The organism is Desulfobacter sp. (assembly GCA_028768525.1).
Classification (GTDB): domain Bacteria; phylum Desulfobacterota; class Desulfobacteria; order Desulfobacterales; family Desulfobacteraceae; genus Desulfobacter.
Genome location: CP054837.1, coordinates 2,796,112 through 2,816,959, shown reverse-complemented (window position 1 = coordinate 2,816,959; position 20,848 = coordinate 2,796,112). Strand labels below are relative to the sequence as shown.

Genomic DNA, 20,848 nt, shown 5'->3' with positions numbered 1-20,848 from the left:
ATGAAGGATTTCAATTTGACCATCGGCATCGCAGGGGCCGGTGGCATCGGCTCCAACGTGGCCCGGCACCTGGTTCAGTCGGGGATGACCCGGTTTAAAATCGTGGATTTTGACCGGGTGGAGGATGCCAACCTGGACCGCCAGTTTTATTTCACGGACCAGGTGGGGCGGCCCAAGGTCCTTTGCCTGGAGGAAAATTTAAGGCGCATCTCTCCCGGGATTGAGGTAGAGGCCGTGGTGCAACGGATCATGCCCGGAGACTGCCCGTCCCTGTTCCGGGGCTGCGGCCTGGTGGTGGAAGGCTTTGACCATGCCCGGGCCAAAAAAGACCTGGTGGAGGAACTGGCCGGCCAGGGCATCCCCGTGGTTTCCGCCTCGGGTATTGCCGGAAGGGAGATAAGCGGGATCCTGATCCGGAAGATAGGGAACTGCACCATTGTGGGCGATTTTGCCACGGATGTTGACGACGCCCCGCTCTTTCCGCCCAAGGTGGCGGTGATTGCGGCCATGATGGCCGGGGCGGCAATGGATGAAATCAATAAGGGAGATAATCATGACAAAAACAGGTAAACCCGTTTTCCCAAAGGGGATTTACGGCATCCTGGGGGAGGCCTTTTCCCTGGGGCGGTCCAATGTGGAAACGGCCCGCCTCCTGGTGGAAGGCGGCATCGATATCCTTCAATACAGGGAAAAGGCCCATAAAAAGGACCGGCGGGATATGCTGGCCGAGTGCATGGAAATCCGGAAAATCACCTCAGCGGCTGGTGTCCCCTTTATTGTGAATGACTTTCTGGACATCGCCATGATGGTGGGGGCCGACGGGGTCCATCTGGGCCAGGAGGATCTGCCGGTAAGGGCGGTGAAAGAGCTGGCGCCCCATCTCATGGTGGGATGCTCCACCCATTCCCCGGAGCAGGCGGCCCGGGCCGTCAGGGACGGCGCCGATTACATCGGGGTGGGGCCGATCTTTTCTACCCGGACCAAGGAAGATGTCTGCGACCCGGTGGGCTTTGACTACCTGGCCCATGTGGCGGAAAATCACAGTATTCCCTTTGTGGCCATCGGCGGCATCAAGCGGCACAATATTAAATCCGTTGCCGGCCGGGGGGCCGGGACCATCTGTCTGGTGACGGAAATCATCGGGGCCCGGGACATTCAGGCAAGAATCAAGGAAATTAGAGAAATTTTAGGAGCATAGGCGAAATGACTGAAACAAGAACATATACCACCCAGATGGATGCGGCCAGAAAGGGAATTCTCACCCCCCGGATGGCAGAGGTGCTGGAAGACGAGAATATTTCAAAACAAGACCTCATGGCCGGGGTGGCCGACGGGTCCATTGCCATTCCGGCCAACAAGAACCATTTTTCCATCCGGGCGGCCGGGGTGGGCCGGGGGATGAAAACCAAGATCAACGTGAATCTCGGGGTGTCCAAGGATGTCTGTTCCTTTGACGGGGAGATGAATAAGGCAAAGCTGGCCCTGAAATATAAGGCCGATTCCATCATGGACCTCAGTGTGTCCGGGGATACCGAAGCCTTCAGGAAACGGCTGGTGGCGGAGGTGCCGGTGATGATCGGCAGCGTGCCCATTTACGATACCCTTACCCGTACGGGAAAGAATGTGGAGGCGCTCACCGTCGACGACTGGTTTAAAACCGTGGAGATCCACGGGGAAAACGGCATTGATTTTGTGACCATCCATGCCGGCCTCAACCTCAAGGCGGCGAGGATCATTAAGGACAACCCCAGGCTCTGCGGGATTGTCAGCCGGGGCGGGGCCATTCTATACGAATGGATGGTCAAAACCGGCTCGGAAAATCCCTTTTATGAATATTTTGACCGCCTCCTGGACATCTGCGAAACCCATGATATCTGCATCAGCCTGGGCGACGGCCTGCGGCCCGGTGCCGTTAAAGACAGCACCGACGCCCCCCAGATCCAGGAATTGATCACCCTGGGGGAACTGACCAAACGGGCCTGGGCCCGGAATGTCCAGGTCATGATCGAAGGGCCGGGCCATGTGCCCCTCCACGAGGTGGAGATGAACATGAAACTCCAGAAAAAACTTTGCCACAACGCCCCCTTTTATGTGTTGGGCCCCCTGGTCACGGACATCGCCCCGGGCTACGACCATATCACTTCGGCCATCGGCGGGGCCCTGGCCGCCATGCACGGGGCCGACTTTCTCTGCTATGTCACCCCGGCCGAGCACCTGCGCCTGCCTTCGGCCGATGATGTGAAGGAAGGGATCATGGCCTCCAGGATTGCCGCCCATGCCGGGGACCTGGCCAAGGGGCTTCCCGGTGCCATGGACAGGGACCTTGCCATGAGCCGGGCCAGGAAGGACCTGGACTGGGAGGGGCAGTTTGCCGCTTCCCTGGATCCTGAAAAGGCCCGGGCCTACAAGGAAAGCTCCCAGCCGTCCAAGGAGGGCGTCTGCACCATGTGCGGGGATTTCTGTGCGGTGAAGCGGGTGGAAGGTATTCTCTAATGATATGTTAGGATTATATTAGAATTATGTTAGTATTTTCTGATTGACCTTCCCCTTAAGGGAAAGGATATAGTCTCTCTTCGGCGGCCCGGGACAGGCCCCGGGCCGCCGAAAAATTAAAAAAGAATAGGGAGACAAATCACATGTTCAATCCAAACGGCAAGAAAATGCTTAAAGCTGCGCTGCTGTCTGCCAGCTTTATTCTCGTCGCATCGGCTGCCATGGCCGCTGCTGCACCCAAGTATGTCTTTTATTTCATCGGTGACGGCATGGGGCCGGCCCAGCGTCAGTCCGCCCAGTATTTCCATAAAATCCAGACCAAGAATCCCGATGCCAAACTGGTGATGAACAGCCTGCCGGTGTCGGCCCTTGTCACCACCCATTCCGACAATACCATGATCACCGATTCCGCAGCCGGCGGCACCGCCCTGGCCTGCGGGTTTAAAACCACCAACGGGATAGTGGGCAAGCTGCCCGACGGCACCAACATCAAGTCCGTTGCCGAAGCGGCCCGGGATGCCGGCTATGCCGTGGGCCTGGCCACCACCACCCGGATCACCCATGCCACCCCGGCGGCCTTTTCCGCCCACAATATGAGCCGGGGCAATGAAAATGAAATTGCCGTGGATCAGCTTAACTCCGGGTTCGACTACCTGGCCGGCGGCGGTTTCCGCCACTTTGTGGCCAAGGGCAATGCCCAGGGTCTGAAATCCAAGCGGAAAGACGGCCGGGACCTGGTGGCGGAATTCAAGGCCAAGGGGTATAAAACCTTCATCGGCGACAAGGCCCGGGATGAATTCCGCGCCTACCAGCCCAAAAAAGGCGACAGGATCCTGGCGCCCCTCTCCTACAGCGCCCTGGGCATGGAGATCGACCGGATCAATTCCACGGAAAAGACCAACCCCATGCCGGCCCTCTCCGAGCTGACCGCCAAGGGTATTGAACTGCTTGCCGCCCAGGAGAAGCCCTTTTTCCTCATGGTTGAAGGCGGCCGTATCGACTATGCCGCCCACTGCAACGACGCCTCGGGCACCATCTACGACACCCTGGCCCTGGACGCCGCCGTTGCCAAAGCCTATGAATTTTATAAAGCCCACCCCGAAGAGACCCTCATCGTTGTGGCCGCCGACCACGAAACCGGCGGCATGGCCATGGGCATCAGCCTGGATTCCAAAGGTTATTTCCTGAACCTGGATGAACTGCTGAAGGTCAAGGCCTCCGCGGAAGATGTGCTCATGTATGTCTATCCCAAGATGATCAAGGACTACCCCGAAGTGGAAAAACGCCGGGCCGCCTACCTGTCCTATGTGGCTGAGAATTTTGGTCTCACCGGTCTCAATGAAAGAGAGCTGGCCAAGCTCACCGCTGCCATGGAAACCGAAGACCGGAACCAGACCCTTGAGGCGGACAAACAGATCACTTACGGGTATGCCTATACCCCCACCATGATCGCCGTGGCCCACCTGGTCTCCGAGCGGGCCCGGATTTCCTGGACCTCCTATGTCCACACCTCCTCCGTCATCGCTCTGTCCGCCATCGGCCCGGGTGCCGACGATTTCATGGGATTCCGGGACAATACGGACGTTCCCCGGATCATGGCAAAAGCCATGGGAGCGGCACTTTCCTCCGTTGAGACCGGGGCTTCCAAGGCGCTGCTGGGCGAGACCTTCGGCCCCAATGAAAAATACTCCAAAATTCCCTACGGGCTGACTGAAAACGTCGCCGGTAAAAACTAGGGAATCCTGAAAACGGGGGGCGGTTTTCCGCCCTCCGTCTTTTCTCCCAATGAAACAATTCAAAAGAATCGCGGAGACCGGCTTCATCCTGGCACTCCTGGCACTATTGGTATTTGCCTGGTGGCCGGGCCGGCCCCAAGCCGGCAGGGGCGGTAATGTCCAGGAGCTTTCCGGGACGGTCCTCTCCGTTGATAATTCCGAAATCCTCCAGGCCGGTGCCGGTGCCGTGGGCATACAGCGGGCGGTGGTGGTCATCCATTCCGGTCCATTCAAAGGCCTTCAGGTTGAGGCCGTCAACCATCTGAACGGGCAGCTTGAAATGGATGAAATTTATGTGCCCGGGGACAGGATTCTAACCGCCATCCATGTAAAAGAAGGAGAGATCATTGATGCCCGGGCCGTAAATACCTTTCGACAGGGATGGGAGTTTGCCCTTTTTGTCCTTTTTGCCCTGGCCCTGGTGGCCTATTCCGGGGGCATAGGGATCAAGGCCCTGGTTTCTTTTCTGGCCGCCCTGGGGGTGCTCTGGTGGTTCTATATTCCAAGTCTTTTAAAGGGGGCGGCGCCCCTGCCTTTGAGCCTGGCCGTTCTGGTACTTTTGTCCATGGTGATTGTGTTCTCCGTGGCAGGCCTTACCCGTCATGCCGTGGCTGCGTTTTTGGGAACGGTGTGCGGCCTTGGCATCACCCTTGTGTTTACCCTCTTTTTCGGGGACAAGCTGAATCTGGGGGGGATGACCCAGCCCTTTGCCGCCACCATGCTGGTCCAGGGGGGGTATGGCTTGAACTTTAGGCATATCTTTTACGCGGCCGTAATGCTGGGGGCCTCGGGCGCTGCCATGGATATTGCCATGGATGTGAGTGTCTCCATGAAGGAGATCAAGGTCAAGCGGCCGGACATGACTCTGGGGGAACTCATCCGTTCGGGCTTTACCGTGGGGCGGGCCGTGATCGGCACCATGGCCACCACCCTGCTTTTAGCCTATTCCGGGGGCTGCCTGACCATGCTCATGGTCTTTGTCTCCCAGGGGACGAGTTTTACCCGGATTCTGAATATGAAACTGGTGGCCGCCGAGATCTTCAGGGTTTTGATCGGCAGTATGGGGCTGCTGATGGTTGCACCGGTTACAGCCTGTATTGCAGGGGTGCTGCTGTGCGGAATCAACGGCGTTGAATTTAAGAAAATTTTCACAAAGAATAAGAAAATTGTTAAATCCGCCGGGCAGATAGATCCGCCGGAATGAAAAAGTGCATTAAACTTTCTTTATCTTTCGCCTTTTAGGTGGTAATGTGGCTGCCTTTTAATATCGGTATAGTAATTGCAGGACCAATGGTCTGAGATGTAACCAGGAACCGCTGCAAAAAGGGATGTCCCAGGCATCCTGATCAATACGGTTGAACCGAATAGAATAAGGAAAGTATGCAATGACAGATTTTAATGCAATGATAGACGCCCTGGTGTCCTGTGATGCCGCCAAACTCACCGGCCTGGTAAACCAGGCCCTGGCCGCCGACGTCCCTGCCAACGATATCCTTAACAAGGGCCTGATTGCCGGTATGGACATTGTCGGCGAGAAAATGGAATCCGGAGATATGTTCATTCCCGAGGTGCTCATGGCGGCCCAGGCCATGGGCGGCTGCGTGGAAATCCTCAAACCCCTTCTGGGCGACGAAGACGGCGCATCCGGGGGGGCCGTCATCATTGGTACCGTCAAAGGCGACCTCCACGATATCGGCAAGAATCTGGTGGCCATGATGATGGAAAGCGCCGGCCTTGAAGTCCACAATCTGGGGGTTGATATTCCGCCTGAAGATTTTGTTGCCGAGATCCAGAAGAAAAATGCCCAGATCGTCTGCCTTTCCGCCCTGCTGACCACCACCATGCCGGCCATGAAACAGACCGTGGATGCCATCGTTGAATCCGGCCTCCGGGATCAGGTCAAGATAATGGTGGGCGGTGCCCCGGTTACCCAGGCCTTTGCCGATGAAATCGGTGCAGACGGGTTTGCCGCCGATGCCGGCTCCGCCTCCAAGCTGGCCAAATCTTTCATGAATTAATCGTATAATCTGAGCCGGATAACTGGGCCTTGAAAAGATTATTATCAAAGGAGAACACATGTTTGAAGTCATCGGAGAGAGGATCAATACCTCCAGAAAATTAGTGCAGGCGGCCGTGACCGACCGGGATGCAGACTATATCATTGAGGATGTGAAAAAACAGCAGGATGCCGGGGCCAACTACATCGACGTCAATGCCGGTGCCCGCATCGGCCATGAGGAAGAAGACATGAAATGGCTGCTGGAGATCATTCAGCCCATCGCCACCGTGCCCCTGACCCTGGACAGCCCGGATCCCGCCATCCTGGAAATGGCGTTCAATATGGTGGAAAAGACCCCCATGATCAACTCCATTTCCCTGGAAAAAGAGCGGTTTGACGCCATGATGCCCTTCCTGAGCGGAAAGGAGTGCAAGGTGATTGCCCTGTGCATGGACGATGCCGGCATGCCCAACTCCAGCGATGACATCCTGGGCCGGGCCAGGACCCTGGTAAAGGAGTTGAACGGCATTGGCATCCCCACTGGCAACATCTATGTGGACCCCCTTGTACAGCCCATTTCCACCGACTCCAACAAAGGGGTGATGGTTCTGGATGCCGTACGGTCCATCAAGGCTGAATTTCCCGAGGTTCACATCACCGGCGGCCTGTCCAATATTTCCTACGGCCTGCCCCAGCGCCACATCATCAACCGGACCTTTGTCACCCTGATGATGGATGCGGGTATGGATTCCGCCATTATCGATCCTCTGGACAAAAAGATCATGGCCGCCATCCGTACCGCCGACATGCTGCTGGGCCAGGATCAGTTCTGCATGGAATACCTCAAGGGTGTCCGCTCGGGCGCCATTGAAAGCTGATCCTCAGATCCTTCGGTGCCGGCCGTATAAAACAGCCGTCCTTACGGCCGGTACCTTAACCTTTACGGGAAAACCGCTTGACTTGGGGCGTTTCAGGAAGCCAGGGGCGGGTTGTTTGCGCTTCGGTACTGCTGTGAGGCGCTGAACGGTCAGTTAAAATATTTTTGTGCAATCTTTTCAATCACACCTTCTTTTTTGAGTTCCCGGATTACCCGGTTTAATTGGGAGGCCAGATTTGTAATGTCGGATTTTTTGGACAAGCCCAGATACAGATCAACCGTATTATTCGGTTTATACGCCGCTTTTTCGAAATTCCCCTGGAATCCTCCTATTTTAATATGGTGATCAACCTGGCAGTTGGTGCCGATAATGACTTCCAGGCGGCCTGAATTAAGCATTCTAAGGAGTTGCAGTTCATGGGTTACGCCTTGCTTGTTCAGTTTCTCATCGTTGTCAAAGGGTGAGAAATAGGCCGAGTTGACGACATAACCGATCTTATACCTGTAAAGGTCGTCATAGGTTTTGATCCAACTGCCGTTTCCCTTTTTCAGATAGAATTCCGAAGAGCATTTGGAATAGTACGGGGGAGCGGTGTACAGGATATAGACTTCCCTTTCCTTGCGTTTGGCAAGACCGGTGATGGCGTCAATTTTTCCGATTTCCATAAAATGGAGGGCCCTGACCCAGGGAATTTTCTTGAACCTGAAGCTGACCCCGGGCAGTTTTTTCTCAATTTCCCGACACAGATCGACATCAATCCCTGAAAACATTCCGTTTTTGGTGATGGTGAAGGGGGGCCATGGATCCGTTCCAATGACAAATTCCCGGGAATCAGACTGGTGGGGTGAAAATAGACCCAATGCCAGCACAATAACCAGTACTCCTGCCATACGGTTGATCGTCATGGTATTTTTCCTCCTGCCGGGATTTATATAGAAGCGTCATGTGGTTGAATTGCGGTATATGGCTGTCATATGGCATTTCCCTGGCCAAAGTCAAGGCGTGTCCCCGGGACAGGGATTCGCTATGCGCCGGTTCAACGTCCATCACAGATATGCCGGTGATGTTCAGTACTGGTCCTTTGTGCAGACACCGGCCCCTGATGCATGGGAAATAGGGCACTTGATATCAGCCTGGCGTCTGCGCCGGTGATACGCTTCCGGCCGGTTTCGGGCCGGCCGGAAGATAAACCGCCTATCCAGCTTCGTAGGTGCAGGAGGTGAAGTCAATTTCCTCGCCGCATTTATCGCATTTATGATTCTTGTCGAATTCGTCGGAAAAAATTTCTTTTTCCGCATTACATTTCGGGCATTTGCAGGTAAATGATTTGAGTTCTTTAAAATGTTCGAAACCGGGGCAGTGCTGGGGAGTACTCATGGGATTCTCCTTTTATTTTTTGGGGTTATTTCTGCCTTGGCCTGGTTTCAGACGGCTGTCAGATCCACCAGGGTCCGGCCCTTGATCTTTCCCTTTAGGATCTGGTCGATGTATGGGTCAAGATCGGTTAAGCTGATTTTTTTTGTGAAGTCGGAAGGCAGTTCCGGCTTCCAGCCGGCGGCCAGGTTGTTCCACAGGTCCCGGCGCAGGGGCATGGGGCAATGCTGGGAATCAATGCCGAACAATGCCACTCCCCTGAGTATAAATGGAAATACCGTAATGGGCAGGTCCGGGGAGGCAACCAGGCCGCAGCAGGTGACAATGCCGCTTTCCATGGTGGATTTGATGGCCGTTGCCAGGATATCCCCCCCCACAGTATCCACTACGCCCCCCCATCGTGTTTTGAGCATGGGCGGCTTTGTGTTTTCCGTAAATTCCTGTCTGGGGATGATCTCTGTGACGCCCAGTGAACTGAGAAAACCGTCGTCGGGTTTGCCGGATACGGCTGCCACTTCATATCCCAGGCGGGACAGGACGGCGCAGGCCAGTGACCCCACGCCGCCGGTGGCGCCGGTGACCAGGACCGGCCCCATTGATTTGTCCACACCTGAGGCGATACGGTCGATGGACATGGCCGCTGTGAAGCCGGCCGTACCGAAAACCATGCTCTCAGCCAGGGTGAGGCCGTGGGGCAGATGCACCACCCAGTCCCCCGGTACCCGGATGTATTTGCCGAACCCGCCTGATGTGTTCATGCCCAGATCATAGGAGGTGACAATGACCTGGTCGCCCGGCGCAAATTTCGGACTGCTGCTTTCTGCGACGATCCCTGCCGCATCAATGCCAGGGGTATGCGGGAAGCAGCGGGTCACCCCTTTGTTTCCCGTTGCGGAAAGGGCATCCTTGTAGTTCAGGGACGAATAATGGACCCGGATCAGGACATCGCCGGCAGGCAGATCGTCAATGGAGCGCTCCTCAATGGCGCGGGTAAAGGTTTTGGGTCCGGCTTCCCGAACCACCATGGCCTGAAATTTCGTATCCGTCATGAATTGCCTCCTGTTTGAAATCAGTGAAGCGATTTTGGGAACTATAGTAAATCCATAATACCCAAACGGATATAAGTCAATATCAGGGCAGTGATTTTCCTTTTTGGCCCTCAGTTGACCGGTAAAGATTTTCAAGGGCGGAGGGAGAAAGGGAAGACCTCAATGCCATGGCTTTTTCCCGGACCCTGGGCAGCAGTGCCCCGGCGGTTTTCGTATTGATGTGAATCCCTCGTTGTGCAAGGACATGCTTGAGGGCTGCGGTTCCGGAGTGGCTGCCAATGACATAGTGTCTGGAACGGCTGCCCACCTGGCAGGGGGAAAATAATTCATAGGATGCCGGATCCTTTAGAAGCCCGGCGCAGTGGATACCGGACTCGTGGGAAAATATCCGGCCGCCCACAATGGGTTTGTCTGCCGGGATGGGCCTGTTTGAAAAACGGGAGACCATTGTGCAAAGGTCCGTGAGTCCTGAAAGCCGGATATTGCCTTTCCGGGCGCCGATCCCGAACAATGCCATGGCCGTTTCCTCCAGGGGGGCGTTGCCGGCACGCTCCCCAAGCCCGTTGACAGTGACGCTCAGGGCTGCGGCACCGGCATCCACAGCGGAAACGGCATTGGCCGTGGCCATGCCCAGGTCGTTGTGGCCGTGGAATTCAACATCCAGCCCGGGCACACCGGCCTTTAGGCCCGCAACCAGATCCATGACCGCTGCGGGGCTGGCCATGCCCACGGTGTCGGCAATTCGGAGTCGGTGGACCTTAAGCTCCCGGGCAAAGGTGGCGAACCGGTGGAGAAACAGGGCATCGGTCCGGGTGGCGTCCTGTGCCCCCACCGACACCTGGTCAAAATATTTTCGGGCATATCCCACCAGATCCTCCAGGGTATCCAGCACCCAGATCTCGTCCTTTTCAAATGTCTTGAGCAGGATGGAGGAGGTGGGAAAACTGATGTGGACACCGGGGGTGTTGCAGCCTGCGGCAAGGGCGATGTCGCTCTTCACTGCCCGGCACCAAGAGGAGAGTATGGGGGGTAGATTTAACCGGGCAAGGGCGGCGATCTCCCGGCGGGCGGTTTCGCCCATGGCCGGAATTCCCGCCTCGATTTCGTCTATGCCGCAGTCTGCAAGCTGTGATGCAATGGCTATTTTTTCCAGGGGGCGGAACACCACCCCAGGGGCCTGTTCTCCGTCCCTGAGGGTGGTATCCACCATCCATATTTTTTTGGATGTGCGGGCCTTCACAACAGATAGTCCAATGCCACGGTGCCGTCTTCCAGGGCATCCAAAATGTCGTCTATGGCCTCTTCGCTGTCCACATGGCCGTACCAGGTGTTGTCCGGGTAGACGATCATCACCGGGCCTTCGTCGCAGTACTTGAGGCAGCAGGTGGAGGATACCAGAACATCTTCCATGCCCCGGTCCAGGATTTCATTCTCAATATAAGGCAGGTAGCCCCCGGATCCTTTTCTGTGGCATTTCCCTTTGGGTTCTCCGTTGGGGCGGAAACTGGCGCAGACCATGATGTGTTTTTTGGGCTTTTTCATTTTTTTACTCCGTTTCAAGTTCTTTGATTTCAGTTTACATGCATCCTGTACCTGTCCCGCGGCATTGGCCGCCGGTATTTTCTCTGACAAGAAGGTGGTTAAGCCCCTCTCCGTTTTTCAGGGCGGTGAGCACCAGGTCGATCATCCCGTTGATTTCAAAAACGGTCAGGCCTTCCTTGGTTAGAATTTTCCTGGGATTGGCCCCGATGCCGCTGACAAGCAGACTGTGGCAGTCCCGGATGGTGTTGGCCAGGCCGTACCATCTGAAGTCTTTTCCCCCGGGGCTGGGCAGGGGCCGTTTCTCTATCATGGCCGGGGTGCCTTTACTGATGTCATAAATGTTCAGGGTACGGGCCTCCCCCAGGTGCTGGTTGACCAATACCCCTTCCCGGGTGGCCACGGCCACGTAGGGCCTGGCAGGTGTGAGTTTTTCCCTGATCGCTGCTTTTCCGGGGGCATTGGCCGTGGACCCGGGAAAGGGGATGGGGGCGTTGGCATGGTATTGAAGCCGTTCCATGAGCCGGGTGCTCATGGGATCGTCCAGGCGCCCCACCGCATCTGCCCGGCACCGTTTGCAATGGGTCATCTGGGGGATATGCTGCTGGGCTGCCTTCCTCAGTTTTTTGATGAGTTTCGGGGCCGGCTCTTTGATGTGGGAAAAATTGGCCCCTTCATTGGGAAAGTAGGGCATGCAGTTGAATATATCCGCCTTGAGTTCAGCCATTTTCTCTGCAATGGCTTCGATATGGTGATCGTTGACCCCGGGCAGGACAATGGTGTTTACCTTAACCAGGATGTTCTTTTCCTTGAGGGCGGCAATGGCTTCCAGCTGGCGTTCCAGCAGCAGTCCTGCCCCCCGTCCGGGGCCCAGGGTCCGTTTATTGTGCCGGACCCAGGCATATACCTTTTCCCCGATGCTGGGATCCACGGCATTGACCGTGATGCTGACATGGGTGACCTTGAGGGTGGCCAGTTCGTCGATATAGGGGGCGATGTTTAAACCATTGGACGCCACACAGAGCAGCATCTCTGGATATTCGGCCCTGACCCGGCGCAGGGTTTCCATGGTCTGGACCGGGTTGGCAAAGGGATCTCCCGGGCCGGCAATGCCCACCACCGATGTCTCGGGCTTGGCTTCCATGACTTCCGCCAGATAGGCCATGGCCTGGTCCGGAGAAAGGATGGATGAAGAGACGCCGGGGCGGCTTTCGTTGACACAGTCGAATTTCCTGTTGCAGAAGTTGCACTGGATATTGCAGGCCGGGGCAACGGGCAGATGGACCCGGCCGAAATCTTTACAGGCTTTTTTATTAAAGCAGGGGTGGTTTTCTATATTCATTTTTCTGTCCTTTTTTACATGTATGAGTAGCCGACCTCGGACGCTGTCTGCCGGGTCCTTAGCAGGGTGTTGACAATGGTGTCGTAGAGCTGCTGGGCGCCTTTGTAACCGATGTGCAGGATTCGCGCACCGCCGATCCGGTCATGGATGGGAAACCCCACCCGCACCAGGGGCACGGACAGCCGTCTGGCCATGGCATAACCCTTGGAATTGCCCACAACCAGGTCGGGTGACAGCGCCCTGGCCGTTTTTTCCATGCGGGCGAAATCCATGTCATCCTGGATGATCACATGGGGCAGGACGGTTTCAGGCAGGTGCTCCGCCAGGGCCTGTTTGAAGTATCCGCTTCTGCCCCCCGATGCGCAGAGCACCGGGATGATGCCGATTTCTGCGAGAAATCCGGCCATGCTGACCACGAAATCCTCTTCGCCGTAGATGACGGCCCGCTTCCGGGAGACATATTTGTTGCCGTCCACATAGGCGTCCACCAGCCGCCATTTTTGTTTTTGGTACCGCTTGGGAACCGGTTTGCCCGTGATTTCGGACAGGGCCTCAAAGAACCGGTCGCTGGCTTTCACCCCCATGGGGATGGGCAGACGGGTGCAGGGCACCTGGAACCGTTGGGCCAGCAGGGCGCCGGCGCTGGAAAATCCTTTTTCGGCTGACAGGGCCAGGACCGACCCCAACTCCAGGCTGTGGGTGCCCATGTCCATTTTTTTGATGGCGGAAATAGGGGTGCCCCCTTCCTGGATGGCCTGGTACTCCTGCCATGACGGGCCCTCCAGCCGATCGGAATAATCCGGCAGAATGGATACCGGTATACCGAAGGCCGCAAAAATTTCCTTGAGGTGGCGGATGTCCGAATTGGAGAGCATGCCCGGAAAAAGATTGATGCACTTTTTTTTCTTGGGCTTGTACGGGGCCTTTTTATGGGCCGGGTTGAACCGGTCCACAACCGCTGCCACTGCCTGGTGGAATCCGTCCATGTGGGTCCCTGTGTAGGAAGGGGTGGAAACATGGACCAGGGCCGGTCCTTTGAAATTGTTCCGCAGTTCCGACAGGATCATGGGCACATCGTCTCCGATGGTTTCCGAAAGGCAGGTGGTGGCAATGCCGATCATATCAGGGCTGTACTGCCGTGCCACATTTTCCACGGCCAGCTTGAGGTTGGCCCCGCCCCCGAATACGGCCGTCTCTTCGGTAAAGTTTGAAGACGCAATATCCACGGGCTCTTTGAAGTGGGAAATGAGATACCGCCGCATGTAGGTGGAGCACCCCTGGGAGCCGTGGAGCAGGGGGACGCAGCGTTCAATGCCCTGGAAGGCCAGGGCCGCCCCCAGTGGCGTACACATTTTGCAGGCATTCTGGGTGGCGGTATAGGGTTTGTCGTGTCTGTTGCTGTCAGGGCTGTTTTTATCGGGTCTATGGGGTGTCATATGCCTTCTCCTTTCCTGCCGGCGGGCTACTTTTTTTTGCGGCCCGCCTGGGCACCAGGTCCCAGACCGGGCTGGTCACGGTTTCATGGACTTCCCTTGCAAAGTTTTCCATGCCTTCGAATCCCACCAGGGGGATCTTGCGTTCATGGTTGTGGTCGCAGAATCCGATGCCCAGCTTATATGCAATGGGACGTTCCTTGACCCCGCCGATGAAAAGATCGGCATCCTTTTCCATGACGTATTTGGCCAGTTCCAGGGGATTGGCGTCGTCCAGGATCACCGTGCCTTGGTTGCACATCTCTTTGAGAATTTCATAGTCTTCCCTGGTGCCGGTCTGGGAACCGGCCAGGATGACTTCCATGCCGATGGTTTTAAGCGCCTTGATCAGGGAAAAGGCTTTGAAGGCCCCCCCCACGTATAGTGCCGCCTTTTTCCCTTCAAGGTCTTTTTTTACGGTTTCAAGGTAGGGAATCACTTTGTTTACCTCGTTTTTTACCAGGTCCCGGGTTTTTTCCATGATCCTTGGACTGTCCTTGAAGAATTCCGCCACCCGGTAAAGGGCGTCCGAGGTGTCTTCGATGCCGAAATAGGAGACCCGGATAAAGGGGATGCCGTATTCTTCCTCCATTTTCTGGGCCAGGTGGGTGACCGAGCCCGAACACTGAACCACGTTGAGGGCGGCATTGCCCGCTTGCATGACCTCATCCACCCGGCCGTCGCCGGTGATCACCGAGACGACATTGATGCCCATGGCCTCGTAATATTTCTTGATGATCCAGGTCTCGCCCCCGATGTTGAATTCCCCCAGGATATTGATGGACCGGGGGAGGGGGGCCGGGGCCGGGTTCCTGCGGATCAAATTGAACAGGGCGTCGCAGGCAGCCCTGTATCCGTCTTTTTTGGTCCCCTTGAACCCTTCGGAATGGACGGGGATCACCGGAATTCCGGTTTCTTCTTCCACCTGCCTGCACACCGCATCCACATCATCGCCGATGATGCCCACGATGCAGGTGCAGTAGATAAAGGCGGCCTTGGGGGTGTACTGGTCAATGAGTTCCAACAGGGCCTGCTGCAGCTTTTGCTCGCCCCCGTAAATAATATCGGTTTCAGACAGATCCGTTGAAAAGCTCATGCGGTGGAGCTGGGGCCCCGATGACAGGGCGCCGCGGATATCCCAGGTATAGGAGGCGCAGCCGATGGGGCCGTGGATGAGATGCAGGGCGTCGGCAATGGGATAGAGCACCACCCTGGAACCGCAGAATACACAGGCCCGCTGACTCACGGCCCCGGCCAGGCTCTTGGTGTCGCAGCTCATCTCAAAGGGTGCTTCCTCTCCCTTGGTGAAAATCTGTTTTTCACGGGCTTTTAATACCGATATGGAACTCATTTCTCGTATCCTTTCTACATGACTAATTCGAATTTTTCCTCGGGGGCATCCCGGTCCATCCTATCCATGAGGGCATTGAGGATTTGTTCCAGAAGCCGGATGCCGCCCCGGTATCCCACGGTGGGGAAGTAGGTATGGCCGATGCGGTCAAGGATGGGGAAGCCGAAGCGGACATAGGGGATGTCGTCGTCCCGGGCGATGTATTTACCGTAGGTGTTGGCGATGAGCAGGTCCACCGGTTCATTTTTAATCCACTGGTGTAGGGTGTACATGTCCCCGGGGCCTTTGACTTTCACCTCGTCTCCCAGACGGGCGGTGATCTCCTTGATCCTTTTTGCAAAGGCCTTGCCCGGAGTGCCCGTGACAATGTGCACCGGCTTCATGCCCAGGGTCATGAGGAATTCGGTGAGGGGAATGAGCTGGTCCGGGTCCCCGGCCAGGGCCACCCGCTTGCCGTAAAGGTGGTGGTGCATGTCCGATATGACATCCAGAAGCCGTCCCCGTTCCCGGGTGATGCTGTCCGGCACGGAGACTCCTGCCGCGCTGCGCAGGGCATCGATGAACCGGTCCGTGGCAAGAAGCCCGATGGGCAGGTCCAGTACCTGGCAGGGGACTTTGAATTGCGAATCCAGGGCCCGGACCGCATCGGCCGAGGCCAGGGGGCCAAGGCCGATACTTCCGATGCTGTCGGCGGTGCTTTTCAGTTCTTCAATGGAAACACCGCCCTTGGGGTACATGGTATATTTCCCCGTAAGCGGGCCGTTGAGGATATTCGAGGTGTCCGGGAACATGATGGGGGAAATCCCCAGGGTTTTGACCATTTCTTTGATCGCGGCCATGTCCGAGGGTTCCACAAAGCCGGGAACGATATTGAATTTCCCGTTGGATGTCCCCGACTTTTTTGCAAACTGGAGCGCCATGGACTTTGCCATATTGGCAAATCCCGTGACATGGGAGCCCACATAGGAGGGGGTTGAGGCATGGATCACGTACTTGCCTTCGGGAATTTTCCCGTCTTTCTTAGCCTTGTTCACAATCTGGTTGACGTCGTCGCCGATGGTTTCGGACAGGCAGGTGGTATGGACGGCAATGAGATCCGGGTCATAGGTGGTGAATATATTGTCAATGGCCTGGACGAGGTTGGCCTGGCCGCCGAACACCGAGGCGCCTTCTGTAAATGAGGAGGTGGCCGCCATCACCGGTTCCCGGTAATGCCGGGTGAGGGTGGAGCGGTGGTAGGCGCAGCAGCCCTGGGATCCATGGCTGTGAGGCAGGCAGCCGTGGATGCCCAGAGCCGCATACATGGCGCCGATGGGCTGGCAGGTTTTGGCCGGATTAACGGTGAGGGATTTTCGTTCTTTGATTTCTTTGGTTGTATGTCGAAGCAGCATGGCTTTTTCCTTGTGTTCTTAGTTCATGGTGAGGGCTGTTGTATCTATTCCCAAACGTATTTTGCGGATAACTGGGGACTGCTTTGCCAGGGCGCTTCAACATATTCCCAGATATTGGCGTTGAGCATCCGGTCGATTTCCTCGTAAAAGTTGACAGCGCCTTTGAATGCCGCATAGGGGCCGCCCGAGTCATAGGAGTGGAGCTGCTTCATGGGAATGCCGTGCTTCTGGATGGCGTATTTTTCTTTGATGCCGGCGCAGAAAATGTCAGGCTTGTAAATTTCCAGCAGGGTTTCGGTTTCAAACTGGCTGATGTCGTCGACAACCAGGGTGCCTTTTTCCATTTCAGGCATCATCCCGTCGTATTCCTTGAAGGGGTGGCCGGCGGCTTCAAGGTCCGCCATCTGGTCTGCGGTTTTCCGGGGGGCAAATTTGTCCGGGTCTTTTTCCACGGTCAGCTCTTCGATGTTCCGTGAATCTGCGTCGATTTTAATATCCGGGATGACCCGGCGCCCCTCGTAGTCGTCCCTGTGGGCAAATTCATAGCCTGCAGATACCACGGTCATGCCGATTTCCTTGAACAGTTCCTGGTAGTGGTGGGCCCGGGAGCCGCCCACAAAAAGCATGGCGGTTTTGCCCTCGCAGCGTTTTTTTACCTCTTTGCGTTTGGCTTCAATGTCCGGCATCTCTTCTGCAATGACCGCTTCCACCCGGTCCATGAGGGCCTGGTCTTCAAAGTAGGCGGCGATTTTCCGCAGTGATTTTGCCGTGGACTTGGCCCCGATGAAATTGATTTTTATCCAGGGGATACCGTATTTTTCCTCCATCATATCGGCCACGTAATTGATGGACCGATGGCACATCACCGTATTCAGGTCGGCGGTGTGGGAATTGGCAAACTGGCCGTAGGTGGAGTTGCCGCTGAAGGTGGAAACCACGGATATCCCGCACTTGTTGAGCACCCGGTCGATCTCGAAACCGTCGCCGCCGATGTTGTACTCCCCCAATAGATTGATTTTGTATTCCGCCTCCATGACATGATCGTCCTCTCCCACAACATGGGTGAAAATCCCGTTGTTGGCGATGTGGTGGCCGGCGGACTGGCTCACCCCCCTGTAACCTTCGCATGAAAAACCGAAAATATTGATGCCCAGTTTTTCTTTCATTTCCCGGGCAACGGCATGGACATCATCCCCGATCAGCCCCACCGGGCAGGTGGAGAAGATGGAGATGGCCTTGGGTTTGAAGTTGTCATAGGCTTCCTGGATGGCCGCCTTCAGCTTTTTCTCCCCGCCGAATACGATGTCTTCGTCCTGCATGTCCGTAGAAAAGCAGTAGGTCATGAAATTATCGTCCTGGTCCGTGGCCGGCTTGGTCTGGTTCCGGCGGGTGAGCCAGGAGTAGAATCCGCAGCCGATGGGACCGTGGGTGATGTTGACAATGTCCCTTGTGGGGCCCAATATAACGCCCTTGCATCCGGCGTAGGAACAGCCCCGCTGGGTGATGATGCCGGGCACGGTCCTGACGTTGGCGGATATCTCGGGTACATTCCCCGTTTCATCCACCGCGTTGGGCATGATCTGTTTGGCGCGTTTCCGGGCCACTTTGGCCGGGTACTTTGCCAGAATCTCTTTTTTTATCTCTTCCGGGTCAACGGAGTGGGTGCGTTCACCTGTCATATTTTTTTACCCCTATCTTCATTTGCAATATTAAAGTGTTAAAAGTCGTCGAGAACGGCGTCCCCGTGTTCGGCGGTCCTGACGGATACGGCGTCGAGGTTGGGCATGACCCAGATCACCCCATCCCCGGATTTTCCGGTTTTGTTGGCCGAGATGATGGTGTCCACGGTCTTTTTGACCAGCTTGTCCGGCACCACCAGGAAAAGGGCCCGCTTGGGGATGAGGCGGTCGGACTGGCCCAGCTGGGCAATGGCCTCTTCGTATCCCTGTTCCGCTCCTTTGAGCAGGTCCATGTTCACCAGGCCCTTCCCCCGGCCCAGAGCCTCCATTGCAGTCATGGAGGAGATGCCGGCATCCAGCAGGGCTTTTTTGGTGGGATTGATCTTATTCATGCGGATCACGGCCATTATCTCCTTCATGACGCCACCTCCGCCGCTTCGACCGACTCTTCATCGGGGTCTTTGACACCGGAACTGATGGTATAGGTCTCGGTAACCGGGCTGATAAAAATTTTACCGTCGCCAAAGGCCCCTTTTTCCCCGGTTTTGGCTGTGGACATGATGGTCTTTAAGACAAATTCCCTGTCCTTTTCATCCACCACAGTCAGCAGCATTTCCTTGGGGATTTCATCATAGGTGATTTCGCCGATTTTGATCCCCCGCTGCTTTCCCCTGCCGGCCACGCTCATCCGGGTGACCGCCGGGAACCCCGCTTCCATGAGGGCGGCCATGACGTCGTTAACTTTTTCGGGTCGGATAATGGATTTGATCATGATTTTCATATTGGCTTTCCTTTTAAGCTGTCTGTGGGTTAAGCGGCGATGCCGTATTCGATGAGAAGGGACTCCAGTTCCTCAATTTCCAGGGGCGTCGGGATGACGAACATTTCGTTTTCGTCGATCTTTTTTGCCAGTATTCTGTACTCGTCCGCCTGGGGATGGTCCGGGGCATGGTCGATGACGGTTTTACGATTAATTTCGGCATGCTGTACCATGTTGTCCCTGGGGACGAAATGGATCATCTGGGTGCCCAGTTTTTCGGCCAGGACCTCGATCATGGCCTGTTCATTGTCCACCTTCCTGGAGTTACAGATCAGGCCCCCTAAGCGAACCCCACCGGACTGGGCAAATTTCACGATGCCCTTGCAGATATTGTTGGCCGCATACATGGCCATCATTTCGCCGGAAACCACGATGTATATCTCCTGGGCCTTGCCCTCACGGATGGGCATGGCAAACCCGCCGCAGACAACGTCTCCGAGAACGTCGTAAAACACATAGTCCAGTTCCTGGTCCTCGGCGTAGGCCCCCAGCTGTTCCAGCAGGTTGATTGAGGTGATGATGCCCCGGCCGGCACACCCCACCCCCGGTTCCGGGCCCCCGGATTCCGTGCAGAGGGTGCCCCCGTATCCGATTTTTCTCACATCTTCCAGCAGCACATCCTCCCCTTCGTCCCTCAGGGTGTCCAATACGGTTTTCTGGGCCAGGCCGTTGAGCAGCAGGCGGGTGGAGTCCGCCTTGGGATCGCAGCCCACGACCATTATTTTTTTTCCGGCTTCAACAAGCCCTGCGACCGTGTTCTGGGTGGTGGTGGATTTGCCGATACCGCCTTTTCCGTAAATGGCAATTTTTCTCATTTTTTAAATCCTTTTTTATTGGGTTGTTTTATCGGAGGACTGCCGGTTTGCCGGTTTACCCCGCACTCGCCCCCTTAAGATTGCAACGGGCAGGCCAGACGGGTTTACAAGCAGCAGTTAAGTTTTAAGCGCTTTTAATTGCAGGGAAATTGGTGTGCAAAAAAAAATGGGTCGGGAGTGATGGCGTGAAAACTTCAGGTGAAAGGGATTGTTTATTACAAATATGGATTAAATTGATTACAAAAATGAAATAAATAAATTATGGTATCAAAATTATGCACAAGAATGGGATTTGGAAAGAACGGCAAAAGATGGGATGTGAAAAGGCCCCTGTTTTCATGTAGGGGCGGGCAATCCTCTTGTAAAATTACAGAATTGTAAAAAGAATAGTGCGGCCGGTTAAAGCGGCTTGACCAGACAGACCAGTGACGATGTCTGCCAGCCTCGGGCTGCGTAAAATGCGAGTCCGTTGGTGTTGTCTTTGTCGGCCAGGAGGGAAAGGGATGAAATCCCCCTTTTTTGGGCCCAGGCTTCAATGGCTTTAATCAGGCGGCTGCCCACCCCCTGCCCCCGGAAGGCATCATCCACCACCAGGTCTTCAACCACGGCGGAGATTCTGCCCTGGGCCGTGGAGATCCGGGTCTGGGCCGTGCACATGCCGATGACCCTGTCATTGGCGCAGGCCACCTTGACGGCCCGGTGCTTTCCGCAGCCGTCCAGCATCAGCCGCAGCCCCCTGGCCTGGACGGTCGGATCAAAGGTGAAATCCGCCTCAATGGAAAAGAGTTTTTCCAGCAGAGGCAGCATGGCGTCGATGTCGTTGGGTTCGGCGTCTCTAAAAATGATGGTCATGATATCTCTCCCTTTGTTC

General features: G+C 55.8%; 21 protein-coding genes. 7 read left to right on the top strand and 14 right to left on the bottom strand.

Going from position 1 to position 20,848, the window contains the following annotated elements:
- The first annotated feature begins 15 nt into the window (after window positions 1–15).
- From thiF to HUN04_12795, 7 genes are all read left to right on the top strand, one after another.
- A complete protein-coding gene (gene thiF / locus HUN04_12825; GenBank protein WDP93280.1) occupies window positions 16–570 on the top strand; it encodes a sulfur carrier protein ThiS adenylyltransferase ThiF in 555 nt (184 codons plus the stop codon).
- Window positions 554–1,198 (top strand): thiamine phosphate synthase, encoded by a 645-nt coding sequence (gene thiE / locus HUN04_12820; GenBank protein ID WDP90525.1) that lies wholly within the window; start codon window positions 554–556, stop codon window positions 1,196–1,198. Before thiF ends, thiE begins: the two co-directional genes overlap by 17 nt.
- 35 nt (window positions 1,199–1,233) lie before the next feature.
- Window positions 1,234–2,493, top strand: coding sequence for a phosphomethylpyrimidine synthase ThiC (gene thiC, locus HUN04_12815; protein ID WDP93279.1), 1,260 nt, complete (start codon window positions 1,234–1,236; stop codon window positions 2,491–2,493).
- A 143-nt stretch (window positions 2,494–2,636) separates the two neighbouring features.
- Complete coding sequence (locus tag HUN04_12810; GenBank protein ID WDP90524.1) at window positions 2,637–4,229, top strand: alkaline phosphatase; 1,593 nt, start codon at window positions 2,637–2,639, stop codon at window positions 4,227–4,229.
- 49 nt (window positions 4,230–4,278) lie between these two features.
- On the top strand, window positions 4,279–5,472 hold the full coding sequence (locus HUN04_12805; protein ID WDP90523.1) for a YibE/F family protein: 1,194 nt from the start codon (window positions 4,279–4,281) through the stop codon (window positions 5,470–5,472).
- A 181-nt stretch (window positions 5,473–5,653) separates the two neighbouring features.
- A complete protein-coding gene (locus HUN04_12800; GenBank protein ID WDP90522.1) occupies window positions 5,654–6,286 on the top strand; it encodes a corrinoid protein in 633 nt (210 codons plus the stop codon).
- A 58-nt stretch (window positions 6,287–6,344) separates the two neighbouring features.
- Window positions 6,345–7,145, top strand: coding sequence for a dihydropteroate synthase (locus HUN04_12795; GenBank protein WDP90521.1), 801 nt, complete (start codon window positions 6,345–6,347; stop codon window positions 7,143–7,145).
- A 149-nt stretch (window positions 7,146–7,294) separates the two neighbouring features.
- On the opposite strand, the gene HUN04_12790 is transcribed toward HUN04_12795, so the two are convergent.
- The 14 genes from HUN04_12790 to HUN04_12725 form a co-directional block, all read right to left on the bottom strand.
- Window positions 7,295–8,050, bottom strand: a complete 756-nt coding sequence (locus HUN04_12790) for an amino acid ABC transporter substrate-binding protein (GenBank protein ID WDP90520.1) — start codon at window positions 8,048–8,050, stop codon at window positions 7,295–7,297.
- A gap of 289 nt (window positions 8,051–8,339) precedes the next feature.
- Entirely contained in the window at window positions 8,340–8,522 is a 183-nt protein-coding gene (locus HUN04_12785) for a hypothetical protein (protein ID WDP90519.1), read from the bottom strand.
- A gap of 47 nt (window positions 8,523–8,569) precedes the next feature.
- Complete coding sequence (locus HUN04_12780) at window positions 8,570–9,568, bottom strand: YhdH/YhfP family quinone oxidoreductase (GenBank protein WDP90518.1); 999 nt, start codon at window positions 9,566–9,568, stop codon at window positions 8,570–8,572.
- A gap of 82 nt (window positions 9,569–9,650) precedes the next feature.
- The gene (locus tag HUN04_12775) at window positions 9,651–10,778 is read right to left on the bottom strand and encodes a hypothetical protein (protein ID WDP93278.1); all 1,128 of its coding nucleotides are present in this window, start codon (window positions 10,776–10,778) and stop codon (window positions 9,651–9,653) included.
- A gap of 26 nt (window positions 10,779–10,804) precedes the next feature.
- Window positions 10,805–11,110 carry a (2Fe-2S) ferredoxin domain-containing protein gene (locus tag HUN04_12770; GenBank protein ID WDP90517.1) on the bottom strand — a complete coding sequence of 102 codons (306 nt, stop codon included), beginning with the start codon at window positions 11,108–11,110 and terminating at the stop codon, window positions 10,805–10,807.
- A 34-nt stretch (window positions 11,111–11,144) separates the two neighbouring features.
- Window positions 11,145–12,449 carry a nitrogenase cofactor biosynthesis protein NifB gene (gene nifB, locus HUN04_12765; protein ID WDP90516.1) on the bottom strand — a complete coding sequence of 435 codons (1,305 nt, stop codon included), beginning with the start codon at window positions 12,447–12,449 and terminating at the stop codon, window positions 11,145–11,147.
- Window positions 12,450–12,463: 14 nt separating this feature from the next.
- Window positions 12,464–13,885, bottom strand: coding sequence for a nitrogenase (locus tag HUN04_12760; GenBank protein WDP90515.1), 1,422 nt, complete (start codon window positions 13,883–13,885; stop codon window positions 12,464–12,466).
- On the bottom strand, window positions 13,872–15,272 hold the full coding sequence (gene nifE, locus HUN04_12755) for a nitrogenase iron-molybdenum cofactor biosynthesis protein NifE (protein ID WDP90514.1): 1,401 nt from the start codon (window positions 15,270–15,272) through the stop codon (window positions 13,872–13,874). The genes HUN04_12760 and nifE overlap by 14 nt, the downstream gene beginning before the upstream one ends.
- A gap of 14 nt (window positions 15,273–15,286) precedes the next feature.
- On the bottom strand, window positions 15,287–16,663 hold the full coding sequence (gene nifK, locus HUN04_12750; protein ID WDP90513.1) for a nitrogenase molybdenum-iron protein subunit beta: 1,377 nt from the start codon (window positions 16,661–16,663) through the stop codon (window positions 15,287–15,289).
- A gap of 44 nt (window positions 16,664–16,707) precedes the next feature.
- On the bottom strand, window positions 16,708–18,342 hold the full coding sequence (gene nifD / locus HUN04_12745) for a nitrogenase molybdenum-iron protein alpha chain (protein WDP90512.1): 1,635 nt from the start codon (window positions 18,340–18,342) through the stop codon (window positions 16,708–16,710).
- Window positions 18,343–18,380: 38 nt separating this feature from the next.
- Window positions 18,381–18,761, bottom strand: a complete 381-nt coding sequence (locus HUN04_12740) for a P-II family nitrogen regulator (GenBank protein ID WDP90511.1) — start codon at window positions 18,759–18,761, stop codon at window positions 18,381–18,383.
- Window positions 18,758–19,123: a P-II family nitrogen regulator gene (locus tag HUN04_12735; protein ID WDP90510.1), complete on the bottom strand. Its 366-nt coding sequence runs from the start codon at window positions 19,121–19,123 to the stop codon at window positions 18,758–18,760. The genes HUN04_12740 and HUN04_12735 overlap by 4 nt, the downstream gene beginning before the upstream one ends.
- A gap of 29 nt (window positions 19,124–19,152) precedes the next feature.
- A complete protein-coding gene (gene nifH, locus HUN04_12730; protein WDP90509.1) occupies window positions 19,153–19,977 on the bottom strand; it encodes a nitrogenase iron protein in 825 nt (274 codons plus the stop codon).
- 399 nt (window positions 19,978–20,376) lie between these two features.
- A complete protein-coding gene (locus HUN04_12725) occupies window positions 20,377–20,829 on the bottom strand; it encodes a GNAT family N-acetyltransferase (GenBank protein WDP90508.1) in 453 nt (150 codons plus the stop codon).
- Window positions 20,830–20,848 lie beyond the last annotated feature (19 nt).